The 16,639-nt window shown below is 66.2% G+C and carries 15 protein-coding genes; 6 read left to right on the top strand and 9 right to left on the bottom strand.

Features of this window, described 5'->3' with window-relative positions; translation table 11 throughout:
• Positions 1–48 precede the first annotated feature (48 nt).
• The 3 genes from hpnR to dld all read left to right on the top strand — a co-directional run bounded on the left by hpnR (position 49) and on the right by dld (position 4,439).
• A complete protein-coding gene (hpnR, locus tag U5A52_RS00345) occupies positions 49–1,593 on the top strand; it encodes a hopanoid C-3 methylase HpnR (protein WP_321916350.1) in 1,545 nt (514 codons plus the stop codon).
• A 78-nt stretch (positions 1,594–1,671) separates the two neighbouring features.
• On the top strand, positions 1,672–2,571 hold the full coding sequence (locus U5A52_RS00340) for a LysR family transcriptional regulator (protein WP_321933307.1): 900 nt from the start codon (positions 1,672–1,674) through the stop codon (positions 2,569–2,571).
• 125 nt (positions 2,572–2,696) lie between these two features.
• Positions 2,697–4,439: a D-lactate dehydrogenase gene (gene dld / locus U5A52_RS00335; protein WP_321933306.1), complete on the top strand. Its 1,743-nt coding sequence runs from the start codon at positions 2,697–2,699 to the stop codon at positions 4,437–4,439.
• A gap of 82 nt (positions 4,440–4,521) precedes the next feature.
• Here the strand turns inward: dld and U5A52_RS00330 are convergent, their stop codons facing one another.
• The 5 genes from U5A52_RS00330 to U5A52_RS00310 all read right to left on the bottom strand — a co-directional run bounded on the left by U5A52_RS00330 (position 4,522) and on the right by U5A52_RS00310 (position 9,047).
• The gene (locus U5A52_RS00330; protein WP_321933304.1) at positions 4,522–5,289 is read right to left on the bottom strand and encodes a DUF4410 domain-containing protein; all 768 of its coding nucleotides are present in this window, start codon (positions 5,287–5,289) and stop codon (positions 4,522–4,524) included.
• A gap of 188 nt (positions 5,290–5,477) precedes the next feature.
• Positions 5,478–6,875 carry an ATP-binding protein gene (locus U5A52_RS00325; protein WP_321933302.1) on the bottom strand — a complete coding sequence of 466 codons (1,398 nt, stop codon included), beginning with the start codon at positions 6,873–6,875 and terminating at the stop codon, positions 5,478–5,480.
• The gene (locus U5A52_RS00320) at positions 6,875–7,588 is read right to left on the bottom strand and encodes a response regulator (protein WP_321933300.1); all 714 of its coding nucleotides are present in this window, start codon (positions 7,586–7,588) and stop codon (positions 6,875–6,877) included. Before U5A52_RS00320 ends, U5A52_RS00325 begins: the two co-directional genes overlap by 1 nt.
• Positions 7,589–7,604: 16 nt before the next feature.
• The gene (locus U5A52_RS00315) at positions 7,605–7,928 is read right to left on the bottom strand and encodes an EF-hand domain-containing protein (protein WP_321916360.1); all 324 of its coding nucleotides are present in this window, start codon (positions 7,926–7,928) and stop codon (positions 7,605–7,607) included.
• Between the two features lie 114 nt (positions 7,929–8,042).
• Positions 8,043–9,047 (bottom strand): hypothetical protein, encoded by a 1,005-nt coding sequence (locus tag U5A52_RS00310; RefSeq protein ID WP_321933299.1) that lies wholly within the window; start codon positions 9,045–9,047, stop codon positions 8,043–8,045.
• 334 nt (positions 9,048–9,381) lie between these two features.
• Between U5A52_RS00310 and U5A52_RS00305 the strand changes: the two genes are divergently transcribed.
• Together U5A52_RS00305 and U5A52_RS00300 are read left to right on the top strand one after the other, a co-directional pair.
• Positions 9,382–10,308 carry a sterol desaturase family protein gene (locus U5A52_RS00305; RefSeq protein WP_321933297.1) on the top strand — a complete coding sequence of 309 codons (927 nt, stop codon included), beginning with the start codon at positions 9,382–9,384 and terminating at the stop codon, positions 10,306–10,308.
• A gap of 116 nt (positions 10,309–10,424) precedes the next feature.
• A complete protein-coding gene (locus U5A52_RS00300) occupies positions 10,425–11,135 on the top strand; it encodes an SDR family NAD(P)-dependent oxidoreductase (protein WP_321933295.1) in 711 nt (236 codons plus the stop codon).
• 61 nt (positions 11,136–11,196) lie between these two features.
• Here the strand turns inward: U5A52_RS00300 and U5A52_RS00295 are convergent, their stop codons facing one another.
• The 4 genes from U5A52_RS00295 to U5A52_RS00280 form a co-directional block, all read right to left on the bottom strand.
• Complete coding sequence (locus tag U5A52_RS00295; protein WP_321916367.1) at positions 11,197–11,544, bottom strand: hypothetical protein; 348 nt, start codon at positions 11,542–11,544, stop codon at positions 11,197–11,199.
• 102 nt (positions 11,545–11,646) lie between these two features.
• Positions 11,647–13,170 (bottom strand): PepSY domain-containing protein, encoded by a 1,524-nt coding sequence (locus U5A52_RS00290; protein WP_321933294.1) that lies wholly within the window; start codon positions 13,168–13,170, stop codon positions 11,647–11,649.
• 67 nt (positions 13,171–13,237) lie between these two features.
• Complete coding sequence (locus tag U5A52_RS00285) at positions 13,238–15,538, bottom strand: TonB-dependent receptor (RefSeq protein WP_321934141.1); 2,301 nt, start codon at positions 15,536–15,538, stop codon at positions 13,238–13,240.
• Positions 15,539–15,732: 194 nt separating this feature from the next.
• Positions 15,733–16,104: a DUF2946 domain-containing protein gene (locus U5A52_RS00280; protein ID WP_321916370.1), complete on the bottom strand. Its 372-nt coding sequence runs from the start codon at positions 16,102–16,104 to the stop codon at positions 15,733–15,735.
• A gap of 210 nt (positions 16,105–16,314) precedes the next feature.
• Between U5A52_RS00280 and U5A52_RS00275 the strand changes: the two genes are divergently transcribed.
• Complete coding sequence (locus tag U5A52_RS00275; RefSeq protein WP_321933292.1) at positions 16,315–16,638, top strand: hypothetical protein; 324 nt, start codon at positions 16,315–16,317, stop codon at positions 16,636–16,638.
• The last annotated feature ends 1 nt before the right edge of the window (position 16,639 follow it).

Raw genomic sequence — 16,639 nt, 5'->3', positions numbered from 1 at the left:
AACGCGCGTAGACTCTCGCGAAGCAGCGGTCCTTCGCAAGGAGGCTTCATGAAATTGCTTGCGGTCCACCCGAGCGGACTGATGTACACGCGCGTGTTCCTGCGGCTCGAGCCGCTGGGCCTCGAATCCGTGGCCGGCACGGCGCGCGACGCGGGCCACGATGTGCGGCTTCTCGATCTGCAGGTTCAGACGCACCGCGACCTCATGCGCATGGTGCGCGACTGGCGGCCCGAGGCGCTGTGCTTCTCGGGCAACTATCTCGCCAACATTCCCGAGATCATCGACCTGTCGAAGGCCGTGAAAGCCGCGCTGCCCTCGTGTTTCGTGTTCGTGGGCGGGCACAGTGTGTCGTTCACTGCGCCCGATCTGCTGCGCCATGCCGAAGGCGCGATCGACTGCGTGCTGCGCGGCGAGGGCGAAGCTTCGGTCAACGAACTGCTCGAAGCGGTGACGCACGGCACCGATCTGCTCGCCGTGCCCGGTGTCTTGACGAGCCACGGGTCGGGACCGCCGCCACGTTTCGTCGAGAATCTCGATCCTGTGCGGCCCGCGCGCGACCTGCTGCGCCATCGCCGCAAGTACTTCATCGGCACGCTCGATCCTTGTGCCTCCATTGAATTCGCACGTGGCTGCCCATGGGACTGCACGTTCTGCAGCGCGTGGACGTTCTATGGACGCAGCTATCGCACGCGCAGCCCCGAAGTCGTCGTGGACGAACTGGCCGCGCTGCGCGAACCGGGCGTGTTCATCGTCGACGACGTGGCGTTCGTGCATGCCGAACACGGCATGGCGATCGGCGAGGCGATCAAGCGGCGCGGCATCAAGAAGCGCTACTACCTGGAAACGCGCGGCGACGTGCTTCTACGCAACAAGGACGTGTTCCGCCTGTGGGAGTCCATTGGGCTGAAGTACATGTTCCTCGGTCTGGAGGCGATCGACGAGGAGGGGCTCAAGGCGTTTCGCAAGCGGATCAGCCTCGACCGGAACTTCGAGGCGCTCGAGTTCGCGCGTTCGCTCGGGATTACCGTCGCGATCAACCTGATTGCCGATCCGGACTGGGACCGAGAACGCTTCGAGACGATCCGTCAGTGGTGCCTGGACATTCCCGAGATCGTCAATATCAGCGTGAATACGCCGTATCCGGGCACGGAGAACTGGCAACGCGAAGCACGGCGCCTCACGAGCCTCGATTACCGGCTCTACGACATCCAGCACGCCGTGGTGCCGACGAAGCTGCCGCTGCCCGAGTTCTACGCGGAACTCGTGAAAACGCAGCAGGTGCTCAATCGCAAGCACATGGGCTGGACCGCGCTGCGCGGCGCGGCCGGGCAGGCCACGCACCTGCTGTTGCGCGGCCAGACCAATTTCGTGCGCATGCTGTGGCGCTTCAACTCGGTGTTCGATCCGCGCCTGCAAATGGCCGATCATGCGCGGGAGGTCCGCTACGAGATGACGCCGCCGCCTGGCATGACTGGCGCGCCGCAGGCCGACATGAAGACCGTCTACATTCATGGGCCCGCCGGCCGCAAGGGCCGCAAGATCGACGATGCCACGGAGAAGTTTGTCGACGAGACGCGCATGGGGCTTGGGTGAGATCTGGGTGTGCGCGCCGTCTTGATGCATACCGGTAGCCGGTTCACAATCCACCGGTTGCATCAAGACGAAAAAGATATGGAATTCCGGCAACTACGCTACTTTCTCGCCGTCGCGGAGCATCTGCATTTCAGTGAGGCTGCCGCCTCTCTCGGCATTGCGCAGCCGCCGCTCAGCCAGCAGATCCTCAAGCTCGAAAAGGAAATCGGCACGCGGCTCTTTATCCGCCATTCCCGGCGCGTGGAGTTGACCGAGGCCGGGCGGCTCTTTCGCGAGCGCGCGCAACGCATTGTCGACGACGCGGAACTGGCGCTCGCGGAGGCGCAAAACGCGGGGCGTGGCGAGTCTGGGAGGCTCGTGCTCGGCTTCGCCGGTTCCACGGTGTTTCATCCGCTCGTCGCGACCGTGCTGCAACGCTTTCGCAGCGCGTATCCGGGTGTCGCGATCGGGTGCGAGGAGAGCAACAGTTCGGTGCTGCTGGAGCGCGTGAGCGAAGCGAAGGTCGATGCCGCGTTCGTGCGCCTGCCGCTCGATTGCCGCGGCCTCGCCACCCAGGCGCTCGTGGAAGAGGACGTGCTCGCCGTGCTGCCGCCGCGCCATCGTCTCGCGCGCCGCCGCAGCCTCGATCTCGGCGACCTGGCGGGCGACCCGCTCATTCTGTTTCCACGCCCGATCGGCCCCGATCTCTACGACTCGATCATCAGCGCGTGCCACGCAGCGGGCTTCAATCCGGTGATCAGCATGGAGTCGCCGCAGATTTCCTCGACGGTCAACATGGCGGCCGCGGGCTTCGGCGTCACGCTCATTCCTGCTTCGATGCGCCAGATCCAGGCCAAAGGCGTGACGTATCACGATCTCAAGGGCGGCACGCTGCACACGACCATCGCACTCGTGCACCGTCCGCGCGAAAAGGCGCCCACAGTGCAGAACTTCGTGCGCATCGTGCGCGATGCGTCGCGGCATGTGCCGCAGGGCTGATCCTGCCTGGCACCGAAGACGATCGATATCTTTTTCGTCTTGATCGAGCGTGGTTGCGATATTGGACGCCGTGGGTCGCGGGTTTTATCCTTGCGCGATCATCGTTCTCTGCAGGAGCCGTTCGCATGTCCACCACGAACCGGAGCGCGGGGCGCGAGCCGCTTGTCGCGTCGTTGCGCGCCGTCGTCGGCCGCCAGTACGTACTGACCGGCGACGAAGCCACGCGGCGTTACCGCAAGGGCTTTCGCTTCGGCGAGGGGAGCGTGGCGGCGGTCGTGCGGCCCGGCACGCTCGTCGAACAGTGGCGGGTGCTACAGGCTTGCGTGGCCGCGAATGCAATCGTCATCTCGCAGGCTTCGAATACGGGCCTCACGGGCGGCTCCACGCCCGACGGCGACGACTACGACCGCGAGGTCGTGATCGTGAGCATGACGCGCATGCGCAAGGTCTATGTGATCGACGGCGGCAAGCAGGTGGTCTGTCTGCCGGGCTCGACGCTCGATCAGCTGGAGCAGACGCTCAAGCCGCTCGGGCGCGAGCCGCATTCGGTCATTGGCTCCTCATGCCTGGGCGCTTCGGTCGTCGGCGGTGTGTGCAACAACTCGGGTGGCTCGCTCGTGCGGCGCGGCCCGGCCTATACGGAAATGACCGTGTTCGCGCGAGTGGATGCGGCAGGGCGTCTCGCGCTCGTGAATCATCTCGGCATCCGGCTTGGCGAAACACCGGAAGACGTGCTCGGCCGCCTCGATCGCGGCGAGCTGCCCGAAGCCGATATCCTGCACGACGCGGGCGCGGCTTCCGACCACGATTACGCGGATCACGTGCGCGACATCGACGCTCACACGCCCGCGCGTTATAACGCCGACCCGCTGCGACTGCACGAAGCGGCGGGGTCGGCTGGCAAGGTGATGGTGTTCGCGGTGCGGCTCGACACGTTTCCCATGGAGCGGGGCGCGAAAGTGTTCTACATCGGCACGAATGAAACGGCCGAACTGACCGACCTGCGCCGCGACATACTCGGCAAGTTCTCGAAGCTGCCTGTCGCGGGCGAATACCTGCATCGAGACGCTTTCGATATTGCCGAACGCTACGGCAAGGACATGTTTCTCCTGATCCAGCATCTCGGCACGCGGCGCCTGCCCGCGCTGTTTGCGTTCAAGAGCCGCTGCGACGCGTTTTTCGAACGGCTGCCGTTCTTGCCTGCGCATTTCACCGACCGCGTGGCGCAGGCGGTGAGCCAGTGCTTTCCAGCCCATCTGCCCGCACGGCTCAAGGACTACCGGCAGCGCTACGAGCATCATTTGATGCTCAAGGTATCGGCCGATATGGTGGACGAAACGCGTGCTTACCTGAGCACGTTTTTCGGCACGGCGAGCGGCGATTATTTCGAGTGTACCGATGAAGAGGGCAGCAAGGCGTTTCTCCATCGCTTCGCGGCGGCGGGCGCGGCGGTGCGCTATCGCGCGGTGCATGCCGACGAAGTGGAGGACATCGTCGCGCTCGATATCGCGCTTCGGCGCAACGATCGCGACTGGTTCGAGCATTTGCCCGAGGCGGTGGAAAAGCCCATCGCGATCAAACTGTATTACGGGCATTTCTTTTGCCATGTGTTTCATCAGGACTACATCGTTCGCAAGGGCAATGATTGCCTCGCGCTCGAACACGAGATGTGGAAGCTGCTCGACGCGCGTGGCGCCGAATATCCCGCCGAACACAATGTGGGCCATCTCTACGATGCGAAGCCTGCGCTGAAGTCGTTCTACGAAACGCTCGATCCGTGCAACTGCTTCAATCCGGGTATCGGACACACGTCGAAGTTCGCGCATTATCGAGAGCCGCAGGCACAGGGCGAGCCGCTCGCGCAGTAAGCAAAAAACGGCGGCGGTATCGAACCGCCGCCTTAAAGGGCGTGAGCCCTCGCGCTACGTTGCTCTGCGCGCTTCCCCCGTATCAGCTCTTCGTCGTCGTTGCCATCCAGCCGTTCTGCGTGCTGATCTGTGTGACTGCCTTCGCGATCGAGCAGGCCAGCTTGCCGGCATCCGACGAGAGCGTGTCGCGCTTCGCCTCCGATGCGCCGTGCAGGCCGCCGCCCACCACCGCCGCCGTCGCGACGTGGCCCGCCGCCGCGCCCACGCCCGCCGTTTCGGCCATGCCGGGCATATAACCGCTATTCGCCGTCGTCTGGAAGCTCAGGAGCGGCTGCGGCTCGCCGCCGTTGGCCGGCTGGAACAGTACCGCAATCGTCGCGCCGACTTCGCTCTTGCCCGCGCCGAGACCGATCAGCATGCGGCGGCGGCTGCTGCCCGCGTCCATCGTGTCGATGCGGCCTTGCACGATCAGCGCGTTGCGGCCGGCGGGCGCGGGGCCGTCCATGCGCACGGCGGGCAGGCCCATTTTCTGGAGTTCGCTCACGAGTTGATCGGCGAGATGCTCGCGCGTTTGCAGCGCGGCCTGCTGTTGCTGTTGCGCCGACGACTCGCCGCTCGCCATCGTCTTGAGCTTGTGCAGCATGCCGGTGTTGTCCAGTTGCACCTGGTCGGCGGCGGCGTCGAACGTGTAGACGTAGACGACGTCGGCGTGCAGTTGCGGGAGCGGCCCGTTCGTTTGCACGACAGGCGCCGCCGATGCGCAGCCGCTAGCGAACAGCGAACCGGCGAGAAACGTTGCGCCCACGATGCGCTTGGCCTTGTTGACGAGAAAGTTGATGAGCGATTGCATGTCGATGTCCTTTGCGTGAAAGCGTGTCTCGTGTCTGCCGATACTCGCAAATCATTCAGGATGGCGAACTATCGATCTTGGTGCTTCGGCGTCTGGGCTCCGGTTTGCTTCGTTCCGTTGCTCAGGCTCAGGCGCAAGTATGGGGGGAAGGGCGCGCGAAATCCACGCGCAAATTATGTCGAGTCATGTCATGCGCGCGTGGCGTGCGGCGCGCCGTTCTGACCCGCTGAGGGACGGTTCAGCGGCAGGCGCACGACGGCTTCGAGGCCGCCGCCTTCGCGGTCGCGGAAGGTGAGCGAACCGCCGTGCAGCCGTGCGATCCGCTCGACGATGGCAAGGCCGAGACCCGAGCCGCCCGAGTGCGTGCGGGCGTTCGCGCCGCGGCTGAAGGGGGATTTGAGGCGCTCCAGCTCTTCGGCGCGGATGCCGTTGCCGCGATCGGCAACGATCACGCAGGCGGCGTCGCCGTCGCGCCAGGTGCGAATCGTCAGACCTGTGCGCCCATAGTTCACGGCGTTTTGCATGAGATTCATCAGCAGACGCATAACGGCGATGGGCCGAAACGCGAACACCGGCAGTTCGCCTTCGTCGAAATCGAACTCATGGCCGAGCCCGGCGAAGTCGGCAACGAGCTGCCCGGCGAGCGCATTGAGGTCGCCCGGCTGCGGCGTTTCCCGTTCGCCGCTGCCCGCGTAGTCCATGAACTGCTGGAGGATCGTGTCTATCTGGTCCAGATAGCTCTCGGACGAGGCCACGAGCGCGTCGTTGCTGCCACGCGGCAGTGCCATCGCAATCGCGAGGCGCAGTTTCGTGAGCGGCGTGCGGATGTCGTGCGACACGCCGGCCAGCATCAGCGCGCGCGTGGCCTCGGCCTGCTTCAGCGCTTCGGTCATCTGATTGAAGGCGCGGCTGACTTGGGCGATTTCGGTGGGGCCGTTGGTCGGCAGCGGCGGAGGCGTTTCGCCGGCGCTCACGCGCCGCGCCGCGCGCGCGAGCTTGCGCAGCGGCTGGTTGATGTGGCGCTGCAACAGATAGCCCGTGAGCACCGCGAGCAGCGCGAGCGCGGCGGAGAGGACCAGCGCCGTGGTAATGCCGCTCGCGCGCGCGTCTGCCGTCATGGGAAGCGCGACCCATACCGGCTCGCCCGCCGCGTGAAGGCGGATCCACAGCCGTTCCTGCGCGCCTTTGCCATCCGCCGCAGGTTCGGCGTCGTCGTCGCTCGCCTCCCAGCGCACCAGCAGGTCGGGCGGCAGATGCCGTTGCAGCGCTTCGACGAACACATCGCGCTGCCAGGTGCGGAAAAAGTCGACGAGACTCGGGTGCGTTTCTGCGGGCGCCTGCGGCGGCGCCGTATTGCGTGTCTCGAGCCGAGCGGCCGCCGCGCGCCCCTCAGCGGGCGGCATGGCGGCGAGCGTGGTATCGAGCAGCTTCACGTAATCAGCGAAGATGATCGACGCGCGCTCAATGCGCGGGCGCTGCACGAAGTGCAGAAGCACGGCGAGCGAGCAGACTTGCGACAGCGCGACGAGCGCCACCAGCAGCGCGATGTTGCGCGAGAGGAGGGAGCGCGGCAGCCGCAAGCGCATTACGATTCGACGCCGGCCACCAGCATGTAGCCGATGCCCCAGACGGTCTTGATGAAGCGCGGCTTGGCGGGATCGTCCTCGACGATCTGGCGCAGGCGCAGGATCTGCACGTCCACGCTGCGGTCGAGCGCGTTGTGGTCGCGCCCGCGTGCGCGCGCGAGCAGAATCTCGCGGCTCACGGCGCGGTTCGGCGACGAGCCGAGCGCGTGAAGCAGCAACATTTGCGCGGAGTGGACTTCGACTGGCGCGCCGCCGCGGTAGAGCGTTTGTTTGCCAACGTCGAACTGAAAGTCGCCGAAGCGCAGCTTCTGCGAGGTGACCGTGGGCTCGCCTGCGGCCATCTTCTGGCGGCGCAGCAGGGCGCGAATGCGCGCGACCAGTTCGTCGGGAAGGAAGGGCTTCGCGAGGTAGTCATCGGCGCCCGTTTCCAGGCCGATTACCTTGTCGGCGGCGTCGCCCTTTGCCGTGAGCATGAGGATCGGTAACGTCTGACCTTCGGCGCGCAGGCGGCGGCAGACCGTGAGGCCGTCTTCTGGCTCCATCATGAGATCGAGCACGAGCAGGTCATAGGGCTCGCGCTGGAGCAGGCGGTCGAGGCGCTTGCCGTCGGCAACGGCGCGCACCTCGAAACCCTGGCTCGTGAGAAAGCGCTGCAGCATGTTGCGCAGTTCGGCTTCGTCGTCGAGCACGATGATCCTGTTTGCCTGCTCCATCTGACGCCTCCGGCGTTCATCGGGCTGCTGCGCGCGCTCGCATGAAGTCCTCGATCTGCGCGAGGGTGACGAAGCCGGCCTTTTGCGCGTCGATTTCGTCGAAGTGCTGCGCGACCATCGGCATGCCCGCCTGCGCTTGTTCGCGCGTGAGCTTGCCGTCGTGCGTCGTGTTCGCGGCGGCAAAGCGCCCTTGCAACTGCGCCATCATGCGTTCGACTCGCGCGCTGTTTGCCGCACTGGTCGGCGCGCCTGTACCGCCTGGCAAGGCCTGAGCCGATGCCGGCACGCAAACCGCTGCTGAAACGATACACAAAACGAGGGCAGCGATCATCTTCTTCATGGTGTTCTCCGTGAGGTGGCCGACGTAGCTTGCCGGCCGGTTGATAAAGCGAATGAAACCGGTGAAACGAGCAGCGGCTGCCGGTCAAGCGAGCGCGCAGCCGCCCGTGGCGATTCAGGCCCAGTGGCCGGGAATCCACACGCGGCCGACCCAGTGGCCAGGAATCCACACGGCGGGGCGCGGCGCGATGTACACGGCGCGCGGCAGCGGCTGGCCCACGTAGACGACCTTCGGTGCCGGCGGGGCCACATAGACGACCTTCGGAGCGGGCGGCGCGACATAGACGGTTTTCGGTGCGGGCGGCGCGACATAAACCGTCTGCGGCGCAGGTGCCGGCGCGGGTGCGACAACCACCGTCTTGGGCGCGGGCGGCGGCGGAGCGACGTACACCGTGGTGCTGGGCGGCGGCGGCGTCACGACCACCGGCACGGGGGCGGGAGCCGGGGCGCCCACGACGGCGACCGTCGTGCCGGTTGTCGCGACCGTGCCATGCACCACCGTCGTGCCGCTCGTGGTCACCGTGCCGCCGTGAACGACGGTCGTGCCGCCGCCCGTCGTGACGACGCCGGTGCCGACGCCCGTGGCGCTGCCCGAGTGATAGACGCTGCCGCCCTGTGTGCCCGTTACAGTGCCCGAGCGATTGCACGTGCTGCCCGCGCAGGAGGTGGACGCCGTGTGCCCGTAGGTGTTGCCGTTGCCGGTCGTCACCGTGCCCGTCGACGAGTACTGGCCCGGCGCCGTGCGCGTCACGCTGCCCGAGGTGCTCGCGCTGCGGCCGTCCGAGCCGTCGAGCGAGCCGGTGTGCGAGCAGGTGCCGCTCGCGCAGCTCGTATCGCCCGAATGCTGAACCGAGCGGCCGTTCGGACCGTAGGCCGTGCCGCTGTTGCTGAACTGGCCGGGCGCGGTGCGGGTCACGGAGCCGCTGTTGGTGGCGACGCCGCCCCAGGGACCGGCCACGCCGCCCGCATGCGAGCAGGTGCCGCCGCCGCAGGACCCGTAGTGCGCGCCGTTGTACGTGCCGTGGGGCGTGTACGCCGTGCCGTGGCCGGACCAGCCGGCGAAAGCGGGGGCGCTGGCGAAGCCGATGATTGCGGCGACGACGAGAGGGAGCGTTTTCATCAGAGGTCCTTGCGGTTCGTTTCGTAGGGCACGCTGTGGCGTGTCAGCGGAACGAACTATAGGGCTGCGCTCTTTTGAAGTCGCGTCATAAACCATGTCGCGGTGTTACACGTCGCGAGGCTCTCGCCGGCGTCATCCCGCGCACGCGGGGCGGCGGGCGTGCCGGCGGGTTTCGCGCGCCGCGCGCGTGACATATCCCGACATACTTTGCGCGTGGTCTTTCCCCGCGAGCGCCACTACAGTGCCCTTCATCCGACGCGCTGCAGGTGCTGTTTCCCGTGCAAAACGCGTCTTTCTTCACCGCGCAAGACGCGCCTATCGCACACGATCCATCATGCTCACCACAGGAAAACTCGCGTTCTATGTCACGCTGTTCGTCGTCGCTGTCTCGCTGATCGAGGCATGCGTGCTCACCTTCAGGAAGCGCCGCGAAACGAAAGGAGAGGCTCCCTTCGATTGGTCTGAAGTTTGGCTCTCGCTCGCCGATCTAGCGGGCCGTAAGCTCTTCGCGCTCTTGCCGCTCTCGCTCGCCACGCCCATCTTCGGCTTCGCCTGGGAGCACCGCCTCTTCACGCTGAATATCGACACCGTTGCGCTTGCGCTGCTGGTCTTCATCGGTCAGGAGTTCTGCTATTACTGGTATCACCGCGCGTCGCACCGCATCCGCTTCTTCTGGGCGACGCACGCCGTGCACCATTCGCCGAACCAGCTGACGCTTTCTTCGGCGTACCGGCTCGGGTGGACCGGCAAGCTCACCGGGCCGGCCATGTTCTTCACGCCGCTCGTATGGCTCGGCGTGCGGCCCGAAGTCGTGCTCGCCATCCTCTCGTTGAACCTGCTCTATCAGTTCTGGCTGCACAACACGTGGATTCCGAAGCTCGGCTGGCTCGAGTACGTGTTCAACACGCCGTCGAACCATCGCGTGCATCATGCTTCGAACGTCGACTACCTCGATGCGAACTATGGCGGAGTCCTGATCGTTTTCGACCGGCTGTTCGGCACATATGTGCAAGAGCGCGCCGAAGAGCCGTGCCGCTACGGCCTCGTGACGCCCGTGCGCTCGCGCAATCCGTTCGTCGTCGAACTCGAACACTGGGCGACGCTCGCACGCGATGTCGTGACGGCGAAGACCCTCTGGACCGCCGTGCGCTACGTGTTCCTGCCGCCGGGCTGGCGCGCGGACGGCGGCGGCGACACCACGGAGAACCTGCGCAAGCAGCGCGCGCTCGCCACGGTGCGCACGAATGCGCGCCACGGATGAATGCGCGCGGGTTGATGGAAGGCCGCGCCTCGCGTAACGTGGCGCGAGCGGCGCCCGCACGGATCGCGCGGACGGCATCGAATTCAGGTTAGTGAAGCAACGAAAGGAACAAGCACATGGAAAACGGTTTGAACGGCAAGGTGGTCGCGGTAACGGGCGGCTTTGGCAGCCTGGGTCTGGCGACGGCGCAATTGCTGGCCGAACGCGGCGCGCGCGTGGCGCTGATCGGCCGCGGCGCAGCGCCCGACGCGGCAGCGCTGCCCGCCGCGCTCGCGGGCGCGCTGTGCATGGGCGGCGTCGATCTCGTCGACGCGCAGGCGGCACAGGCGGCGTTCGGCACGCTGCATGAGAAGCTCGGCGGCCTCGACGCACTCGTCAATGTGGCGGGCGCGTTCCGGTGGGAAACCATCGGCGACGGCGACCCGCGCACGTGGGATCTGATGTTCGATCTGAACGTGAAGACGGCGCTCAATGCCTCGAAGGCCGCGCTGCCTGATCTCGTGAAGAGCGGCGCGGGGCGGGTGGTCAACATCGGCGCGGGCGCGGGGCTCAAGGCAGGGCTCGGAATGGGCGCGTATTCGGCGTCGAAGGCGGGTGTGGCGCGCCTGACGGAAGCGCTCGCGGAAGAACTGAAGGACAAGGGCGTGACGGTGAATGCGATTTTGCCGAGCATCATCGACACGCCGCAAAATCGCGCCGACATGCCGGACGCCGATTTCACGCGCTGGGTGCAGCCGCGCGAGATCGCGACGGTGATTGCGTTTTTGCTGAGCGCCGACGCACAGGCAGTGACGGGCGCGCTGATTCCCGTGAACGGGCGCGTGTAGGCGCTACGGCCGCGCGTGGGGCGCAGGGGCCGGTTGAAGAGGCCGGTTCCGGTGTGAGCGGTTAGTGGCCGTGGCCGCCGCCCGCCCCCATGCCACCGCCGCCGCCTTGCCACGTGCCGCCACCGCCTCCATGCCACCCGCCGCCGTGTCCACCGCCGCCGTGCCAGCCCCCACCATGGCCGCCGTGCCAGCCGTGGTGATAGCAGCATCCGCCGCCACCGCCCCAGATGGTGATGCCGCCATAGCCGCCGCCGAAATAACCGGGGTAGTAGTCGTAACCGTAGGCGTACGGATAGCCTGAATAGTAGGGGTAGCCATAGCCGTAGTAGCCGGGGTAAGCCGGATAAGGCGCGACCGCGCAGCCCGCAAGCACCGCGGCCGCGCCAAGAGCCGAAATTAGGCGCAACACAATGATCTCCGCATATATACGTTTGAAACCGTTTGGGGCAGCCAGGTTCAGACGCAATTGTGTCCGCAGATTACCGCGGGGCCGTTCACGGTGCCGTTGCCTCTACGGACGCCGGAAGGCGGCGCGGTCGAACAGCCAGACCGCCACGAGCGTCGCGCCCATCAGCGGAAACACGATGCCGAGCAGCACGAGAGCGGTTTTCCAGGCACGCAACGGCGGCGCGGCGTGCTCGCGCGGTGGCGCAGCCAGCGTGCCAGATACCCCCATCTTGCGCGCGGGACGGCGCATCCACCACATCGCGAAGCCGGTTGCCGCAAGCGCGCCGAGGCCCAGTGAGATCGCCGCGCAGATCAGCTGGTTAGCGAGGCCAAAGTAGCGGCCCATGTGCAGCGACGTCCCGTACGAAATGGCTTGCGAGACTGCGCCGTAATCCTCATAGCGGATGTCCTTCAGCACGGCGCCGCTGTACTGGTCGATATACACAGTGCGCTCCGCTTTCGGATCGGCAGGGAAGTACGAGACCGTGTAGACGCCATCGGGCGCGGCGGGCAGCACGATGTCGTAGCCGTCGCGCACGCCGAGATCGCGCATCTGGGCGACCACCTGAGCGAGCGTCCAGTGCTGCGGTGCGCCGGGCGCGCCGGGCGCTTCTGGCGAGTGCGGCACGGGAACCGCGCCGACCGCCCAGGGCACGAGCGGCAGCGGCATGTCGTCCATCACCATGCCAGGCATCGACGCCATGTCGTGGCCCGCGTGCTCTCCCTGTTCCTGACGATCGGCGCGGCTTGCGCGAGGCTGCGCCGCGGCTGCGCTAGCGGCGGACGCGACGGCGGCCGGCACACCGGGCAGCGCAGACTTCAGCGCGAGGCCGCCGCCCCACGCGCCGCGCGGCGCGCCGAGACTCGCGCGCGTGGCGAGCGCCTTGAACTGCTTGCCCCACGAGCCCGTCCACGGCAAGCCGCTCAACACGAACGCGAGCGCGCCCACGGCGAGCCAGATGCCGACGCTCGCGTGCACGCTCTTCCAGAATGGCCTTCCGCTCGCGCGAAAGCGAGGCAGCAGCGCAGTGCGCCACGAAGCGCCCGCGCGCGGCCACCAGAGCGCAATGCCAGTGGCGATCATCACGAGCGTCCAGCAGGCGGCCAGTTCCATGAGCAATTCGCCGGGCTTGCCGAGCAGGAGCTTGCGATGCAGCATGCGGACGACCTGCATGAAGCGGCGATCGACGTCGAGCGTACCGAGCACCGCGCCATCGTACGGATTCACGTACACGCTCTCTTTGGTCCCGCCAGGCAGCGCGAAAACGAACTCGGCGCTGCGCGCGGGTTTCGATTCGACGTGCGCGCGCAACGCACGCGCATCCGCTGGCATCGCGGCGCGCGCGCGGGCCAGCAGCGCATCCACGGGCAGGCGCGGTGTTGCCGCCGGTGCGACCACCAGCCGTTGCGGGTAGAGCAGCGGTTCGATCTGCGGCTGGAAGCAGTAGATCGTGCCCGTGATGGCGAGCACGAGCAGCAGGGGCACGACGAAGAGGCCTGCGTAAAAATGCCAGCGCCACAGCGTGCGGTAGCCGGGCTGGGCTGCGCGTACAGGCGGCGCGCTCACCGGGTCGGATATCGTGGACATCGGGGACTCCTTGTCGAGCCAGCGCGGCTCGAACGCATGGATGATTCAAACCAAAACGCGGACGCGATCAAATGCCGAGCTTCGCTTCGAGGTAGTACGTGCGGCCGGGATACGGGTGATAGACGAAGTAGCGCGCGTCGAACAGGTTGTCGACGCCCACGCCGATCTCGCTCTTTTTCGTCGGCCGGAAGGTGTACTTCACGTCGGCGACCGTGTACGTGCTCGTGCCGCCGAACACGTTCGGGTTCGTGTCCGTGTTGGTGAGCGTGTTGTACTGGCGCCCCGAGTAGCGCGCGGCGAGCGTGAGCGCCGAGCGCGCGTCGAAGCGGTACGTCGCGACGAGATTCGCGCGCCACAGCGGAATGCGATAGAAGTACTTGCCCACGCTCGCCGGGTTCTGCGCGTTCTCCAGAATCTTCGACTGCGTGTACGCCACGCTCGCCGCAAGATCGAGCCCGTGCAGCATGACGTCTTCACCCTGGTAGCTCGTTTCCACGCCGCGCGAGCGCACCTTGCCGATGTTCTGGAAGTTCGTGACGTTCGGAATGACCGTCGTATCGGTCTGGCTGAAGATCGTGTTTTTTACGTCGTCCTGAAAGAGTGTCAAGCGAAAGAGGCCGTTCCAGTGCGCCCATTCGGCGCTCAGTTCCTTCGAGAGATCGTCCTCGGGGCGCAGGTTCGGGTTGTTGTTGACGATGGAGGAGCCATTTACCTGCCCCTGGAACAACTCGCTCACGCTCGGGAAGCGGTAGGCGCGCGCAATCGATGCACGCAGCGTGAGGTCGTCGGTCACGTCGAACGAGAGCGAAGCTTTCGGCGAGAAGTGATGGTCGCCCACGTTCGCGTAAGGCACATTCACGCTGCCGAGCGCCTGATAGCCGTCGTACGCGCGCCAGTTCTCGTAGCGCACGCCGTACACGAACTTCCAGCGCGGGAGAAACCGCCAGGCGTCCTGTGCGTAGACCGCCTGGGTTTCGGTCTTGCCCGCGAAGGCATTGGCAAAGCTGTTCGCGCCGCCGTCGCGCCAAGCGAGCGTGTTGTATGTGCGGTTGTCGAGCGCGTAGTCGTCGTAGTGATAGCCGAACGTGAGCCAGTGCGCGGCGAGGCCGGCATCGGGCGTGGCGGGCGTCCACGTCGTCTTGAGGTCGAGCGTCTTCCAGCCGGTGCCGTCGCCGAGCGTCATGACACCGGGGCCGTTGCCTGGCCCCCCCGCGTTTGCCGTGCGCGCCACGCTGTTGCTCACGTCGTAGTACGAAGCAATGGCTTGCGCGTTCCAGCCGGTGGCCTGGTGGGTGCGCAGCGTCGCGCCATACAGCCAGTTTTCGCTCCAGCCGCGGCTCGGTGCGAACGCGGCGGCGGGTATCGTGTATTCGTAGCCGTTGATCGACACCTTGCCGCTATACACGGGGTTGCCGTTCGCGTCGTAAAGGAAGGTCGAAGTGGCGTTGTTGTAGGTCTGGTGCCAGTAGCCGAGCGTCACGCCGCCTTGCACGGTGGGCGTGAAATCGTACTGCATGCGCAGCTTGAACTGGTCCTGCACCGTATGCTGCATGCCTTCGCCGTTCACGCCGAGCACGACCGTGGGCGTGTTCGTCTGGTTGTTGTAGAAGTACGCGCCATGCACGGGCACGTCGCCCGGCTGAGCGGGTTTCATCGACTGCGCGAGCGTGGCGAATTGCAGCGGCTGGCTCGTGTTCTCCAGATGGTTCACGCCAAGCAAATACGAGAACTTGCCGATACGGTCGCCGATCGAGGCGCTTGTCTCGCTGCCGTTGAAGTTCTGGTTCACGCCGTAAAGGCTGAAATGCTGGGTGAACGCCTTCACGTCCGCGTTCGCTTCGAACGTTTTCGGCATGCGGGTAGTGATGAGCACGGTGGCGCCGAGCGAGTTGCCCGGATAGAGCGCGGAATATGGTCCGTAGATCACATCCACTTGCTGGATCTGGTCGGGGAACACCATCGACCAGCGTGGCGGAAAACTGTAACTGTTGCCGAGCAGATTGGAGAGCAGCAGACCGTCGGCATAGACGAGGCCGCGCGCGCTCTGTGCATTGCTCGTGCCGCGCACGGCGATGATCGAATTCAAGTCCCCCACGTAGCGCTTGCGCACGGCGAGATTGGGCAGGTACTTGAGCACGTCCTCGGTGTTGACGACGTTCCAGTTGCCGAATTGCGCGGGCGTGACGGTTTCCACCGTCGCGGGCAGGTTCGGGTCGACGGCGGGCGCTGCCGCGGTACTAGCGGTGGCGCTGACTGTGACCGCGGGCAGCGTGGCGGCCGAGGCGGCGTCGGTTTGCGCCTCGGCGGCATGGGCTGCCTGAACGGCGATGGGCGCAATGAGAGGCAGCGGCAAGACGCGCGGCAGCATGGCGAGCGCGAGGCGCCCGGCGTGCCGAAGCGCGCGCGGCGTTGCGCGTTCGCGCAAGCGAACGCCAGCGCCACGCGTGGCGAGCGTGGACATGAGATGCTTTCCTGAAAACGGGAAACGAGCCGCCGCGCGCGTCATGCGTGCTCGTTGCGCACGCAATCAGATCACGATCGGCGGGACGATGACGGCGTAATTCAGGAGAGGACGGGGGGAGCGCGCGGCCTGCCCGACGGGAAGGCGCCTAAGGGTAGGTCGTGCGTGACGGGCGGCGCGATCGTGTCGCGCGCGAGAGCGAGTGCGCCCAGCGGCCCGGGCGCGGCAACCGAAGGCATCGCCACATGATGCTCGAGCAGGTGGCAGTAGCCGCATGCGCCGAATGCATCGTCGTGCGAAAGATGCGGCGTGCTCCCGGCCCCGGCCGGTTGCATGGCCGAGCAGAGCGTGGCGTCCGGCTCGTGCGCGTGCTGCGCGGCGACGAGCTGGCTCACGAGCGGTGCAAGCACGATGAGCCACATGGCGACGAGGCCAAGCCATGCGGTCAGCAGTGAATGCTTGCGTGAATTCATGAGAATGAGAATGATTGCGCGGCGGAGTCTAACACGGCATTTCACGTTTGCGCAGGGAGCCCGCAGATCTGAGGGCGGTCATAAGCGCGGCGCGATGTCGCGGTCTTGGGCGCATTTAGAAGGGATTCTATGGATCGGGCGCAAGACTCGGACGAATATCGAAGCTGTCCGATATGACCCAGGAGCCGCCCGCGAAGGGCGGAAACGTCCATGTCTGCATTTTCTTTCCGACGTGCGCCCGGCATGCGCTGGGCACCGCGCCTGCCCCAGCATCAATCCATGGAGGATGAACCGCATGCGGCTTCCGGGTTCGCGCCGCTTGCGCGTGGCACGAGCGAAACGTCTTGCGGCCTTGTGCTTCCGGAGAGCTTCGCGCTGCGTCTTGGTGCGCAGCGGCACGTCACGCCGCGCAACCCGGTGTGCTGCCCGCTCGAGGACACCGCGTTGCGTCAGTGGTGCGTACGTCTGCAGAACGAAGCTTGCCCGATGGATGCGCCCGCTGAAGCCCCCGTATTCCTGCAACGCACGCGCTGAG

It is taken from the genome of Paraburkholderia sp. J8-2, assembly GCF_905220195.1.
Lineage (GTDB): Bacteria > Pseudomonadota > Gammaproteobacteria > Burkholderiales > Burkholderiaceae > Paraburkholderia.
The sequence above is the reverse complement of the archived record's forward strand: the minus strand, read 5'-3'. Positions and strand labels throughout refer to the sequence as shown.

Bases quoted from the DNA above. Each gene is read 5' to 3' on its own strand.
- hpnR (WP_321916350.1), top strand. From the start codon at position 49: ATGAAATTGCTTGCGGTCCACCCGAGCGGACTGATGTACACGCGCGTG.
- U5A52_RS00340 (WP_321933307.1), top strand. From the start codon at position 1,672: ATGGAATTCCGGCAACTACGCTACTTTCTCGCCGTCGCGGAGCATCTG.
- dld (WP_321933306.1), top strand. From the start codon at position 2,697: ATGTCCACCACGAACCGGAGCGCGGGGCGCGAGCCGCTTGTCGCGTCG.
- U5A52_RS00330 (WP_321933304.1), bottom strand. From the start codon at position 5,289: ATGCAATCGCTCATCAACTTTCTCGTCAACAAGGCCAAGCGCATCGTG.
- U5A52_RS00325 (WP_321933302.1), bottom strand. From the start codon at position 6,875: ATGCGCTTGCGGCTGCCGCGCTCCCTCCTCTCGCGCAACATCGCGCTG.
- U5A52_RS00320 (WP_321933300.1), bottom strand. From the start codon at position 7,588: ATGGAGCAGGCAAACAGGATCATCGTGCTCGACGACGAAGCCGAACTG.
- U5A52_RS00315 (WP_321916360.1), bottom strand. From the start codon at position 7,928: ATGAAGAAGATGATCGCTGCCCTCGTTTTGTGTATCGTTTCAGCAGCG.
- U5A52_RS00310 (WP_321933299.1), bottom strand. From the start codon at position 9,047: ATGAAAACGCTCCCTCTCGTCGTCGCCGCAATCATCGGCTTCGCCAGC.
- U5A52_RS00305 (WP_321933297.1), top strand. From the start codon at position 9,382: ATGCTCACCACAGGAAAACTCGCGTTCTATGTCACGCTGTTCGTCGTC.
- U5A52_RS00300 (WP_321933295.1), top strand. From the start codon at position 10,425: ATGGAAAACGGTTTGAACGGCAAGGTGGTCGCGGTAACGGGCGGCTTT.
- U5A52_RS00290 (WP_321933294.1), bottom strand. From the start codon at position 13,170: ATGTCCACGATATCCGACCCGGTGAGCGCGCCGCCTGTACGCGCAGCC.
- U5A52_RS00285 (WP_321934141.1), bottom strand. From the start codon at position 15,538: ATGCTGCCGCGCGTCTTGCCGCTGCCTCTCATTGCGCCCATCGCCGTT.
- U5A52_RS00280 (WP_321916370.1), bottom strand. From the start codon at position 16,104: ATGAATTCACGCAAGCATTCACTGCTGACCGCATGGCTTGGCCTCGTC.
- U5A52_RS00275 (WP_321933292.1), top strand. From the start codon at position 16,315: ATGTCTGCATTTTCTTTCCGACGTGCGCCCGGCATGCGCTGGGCACCG.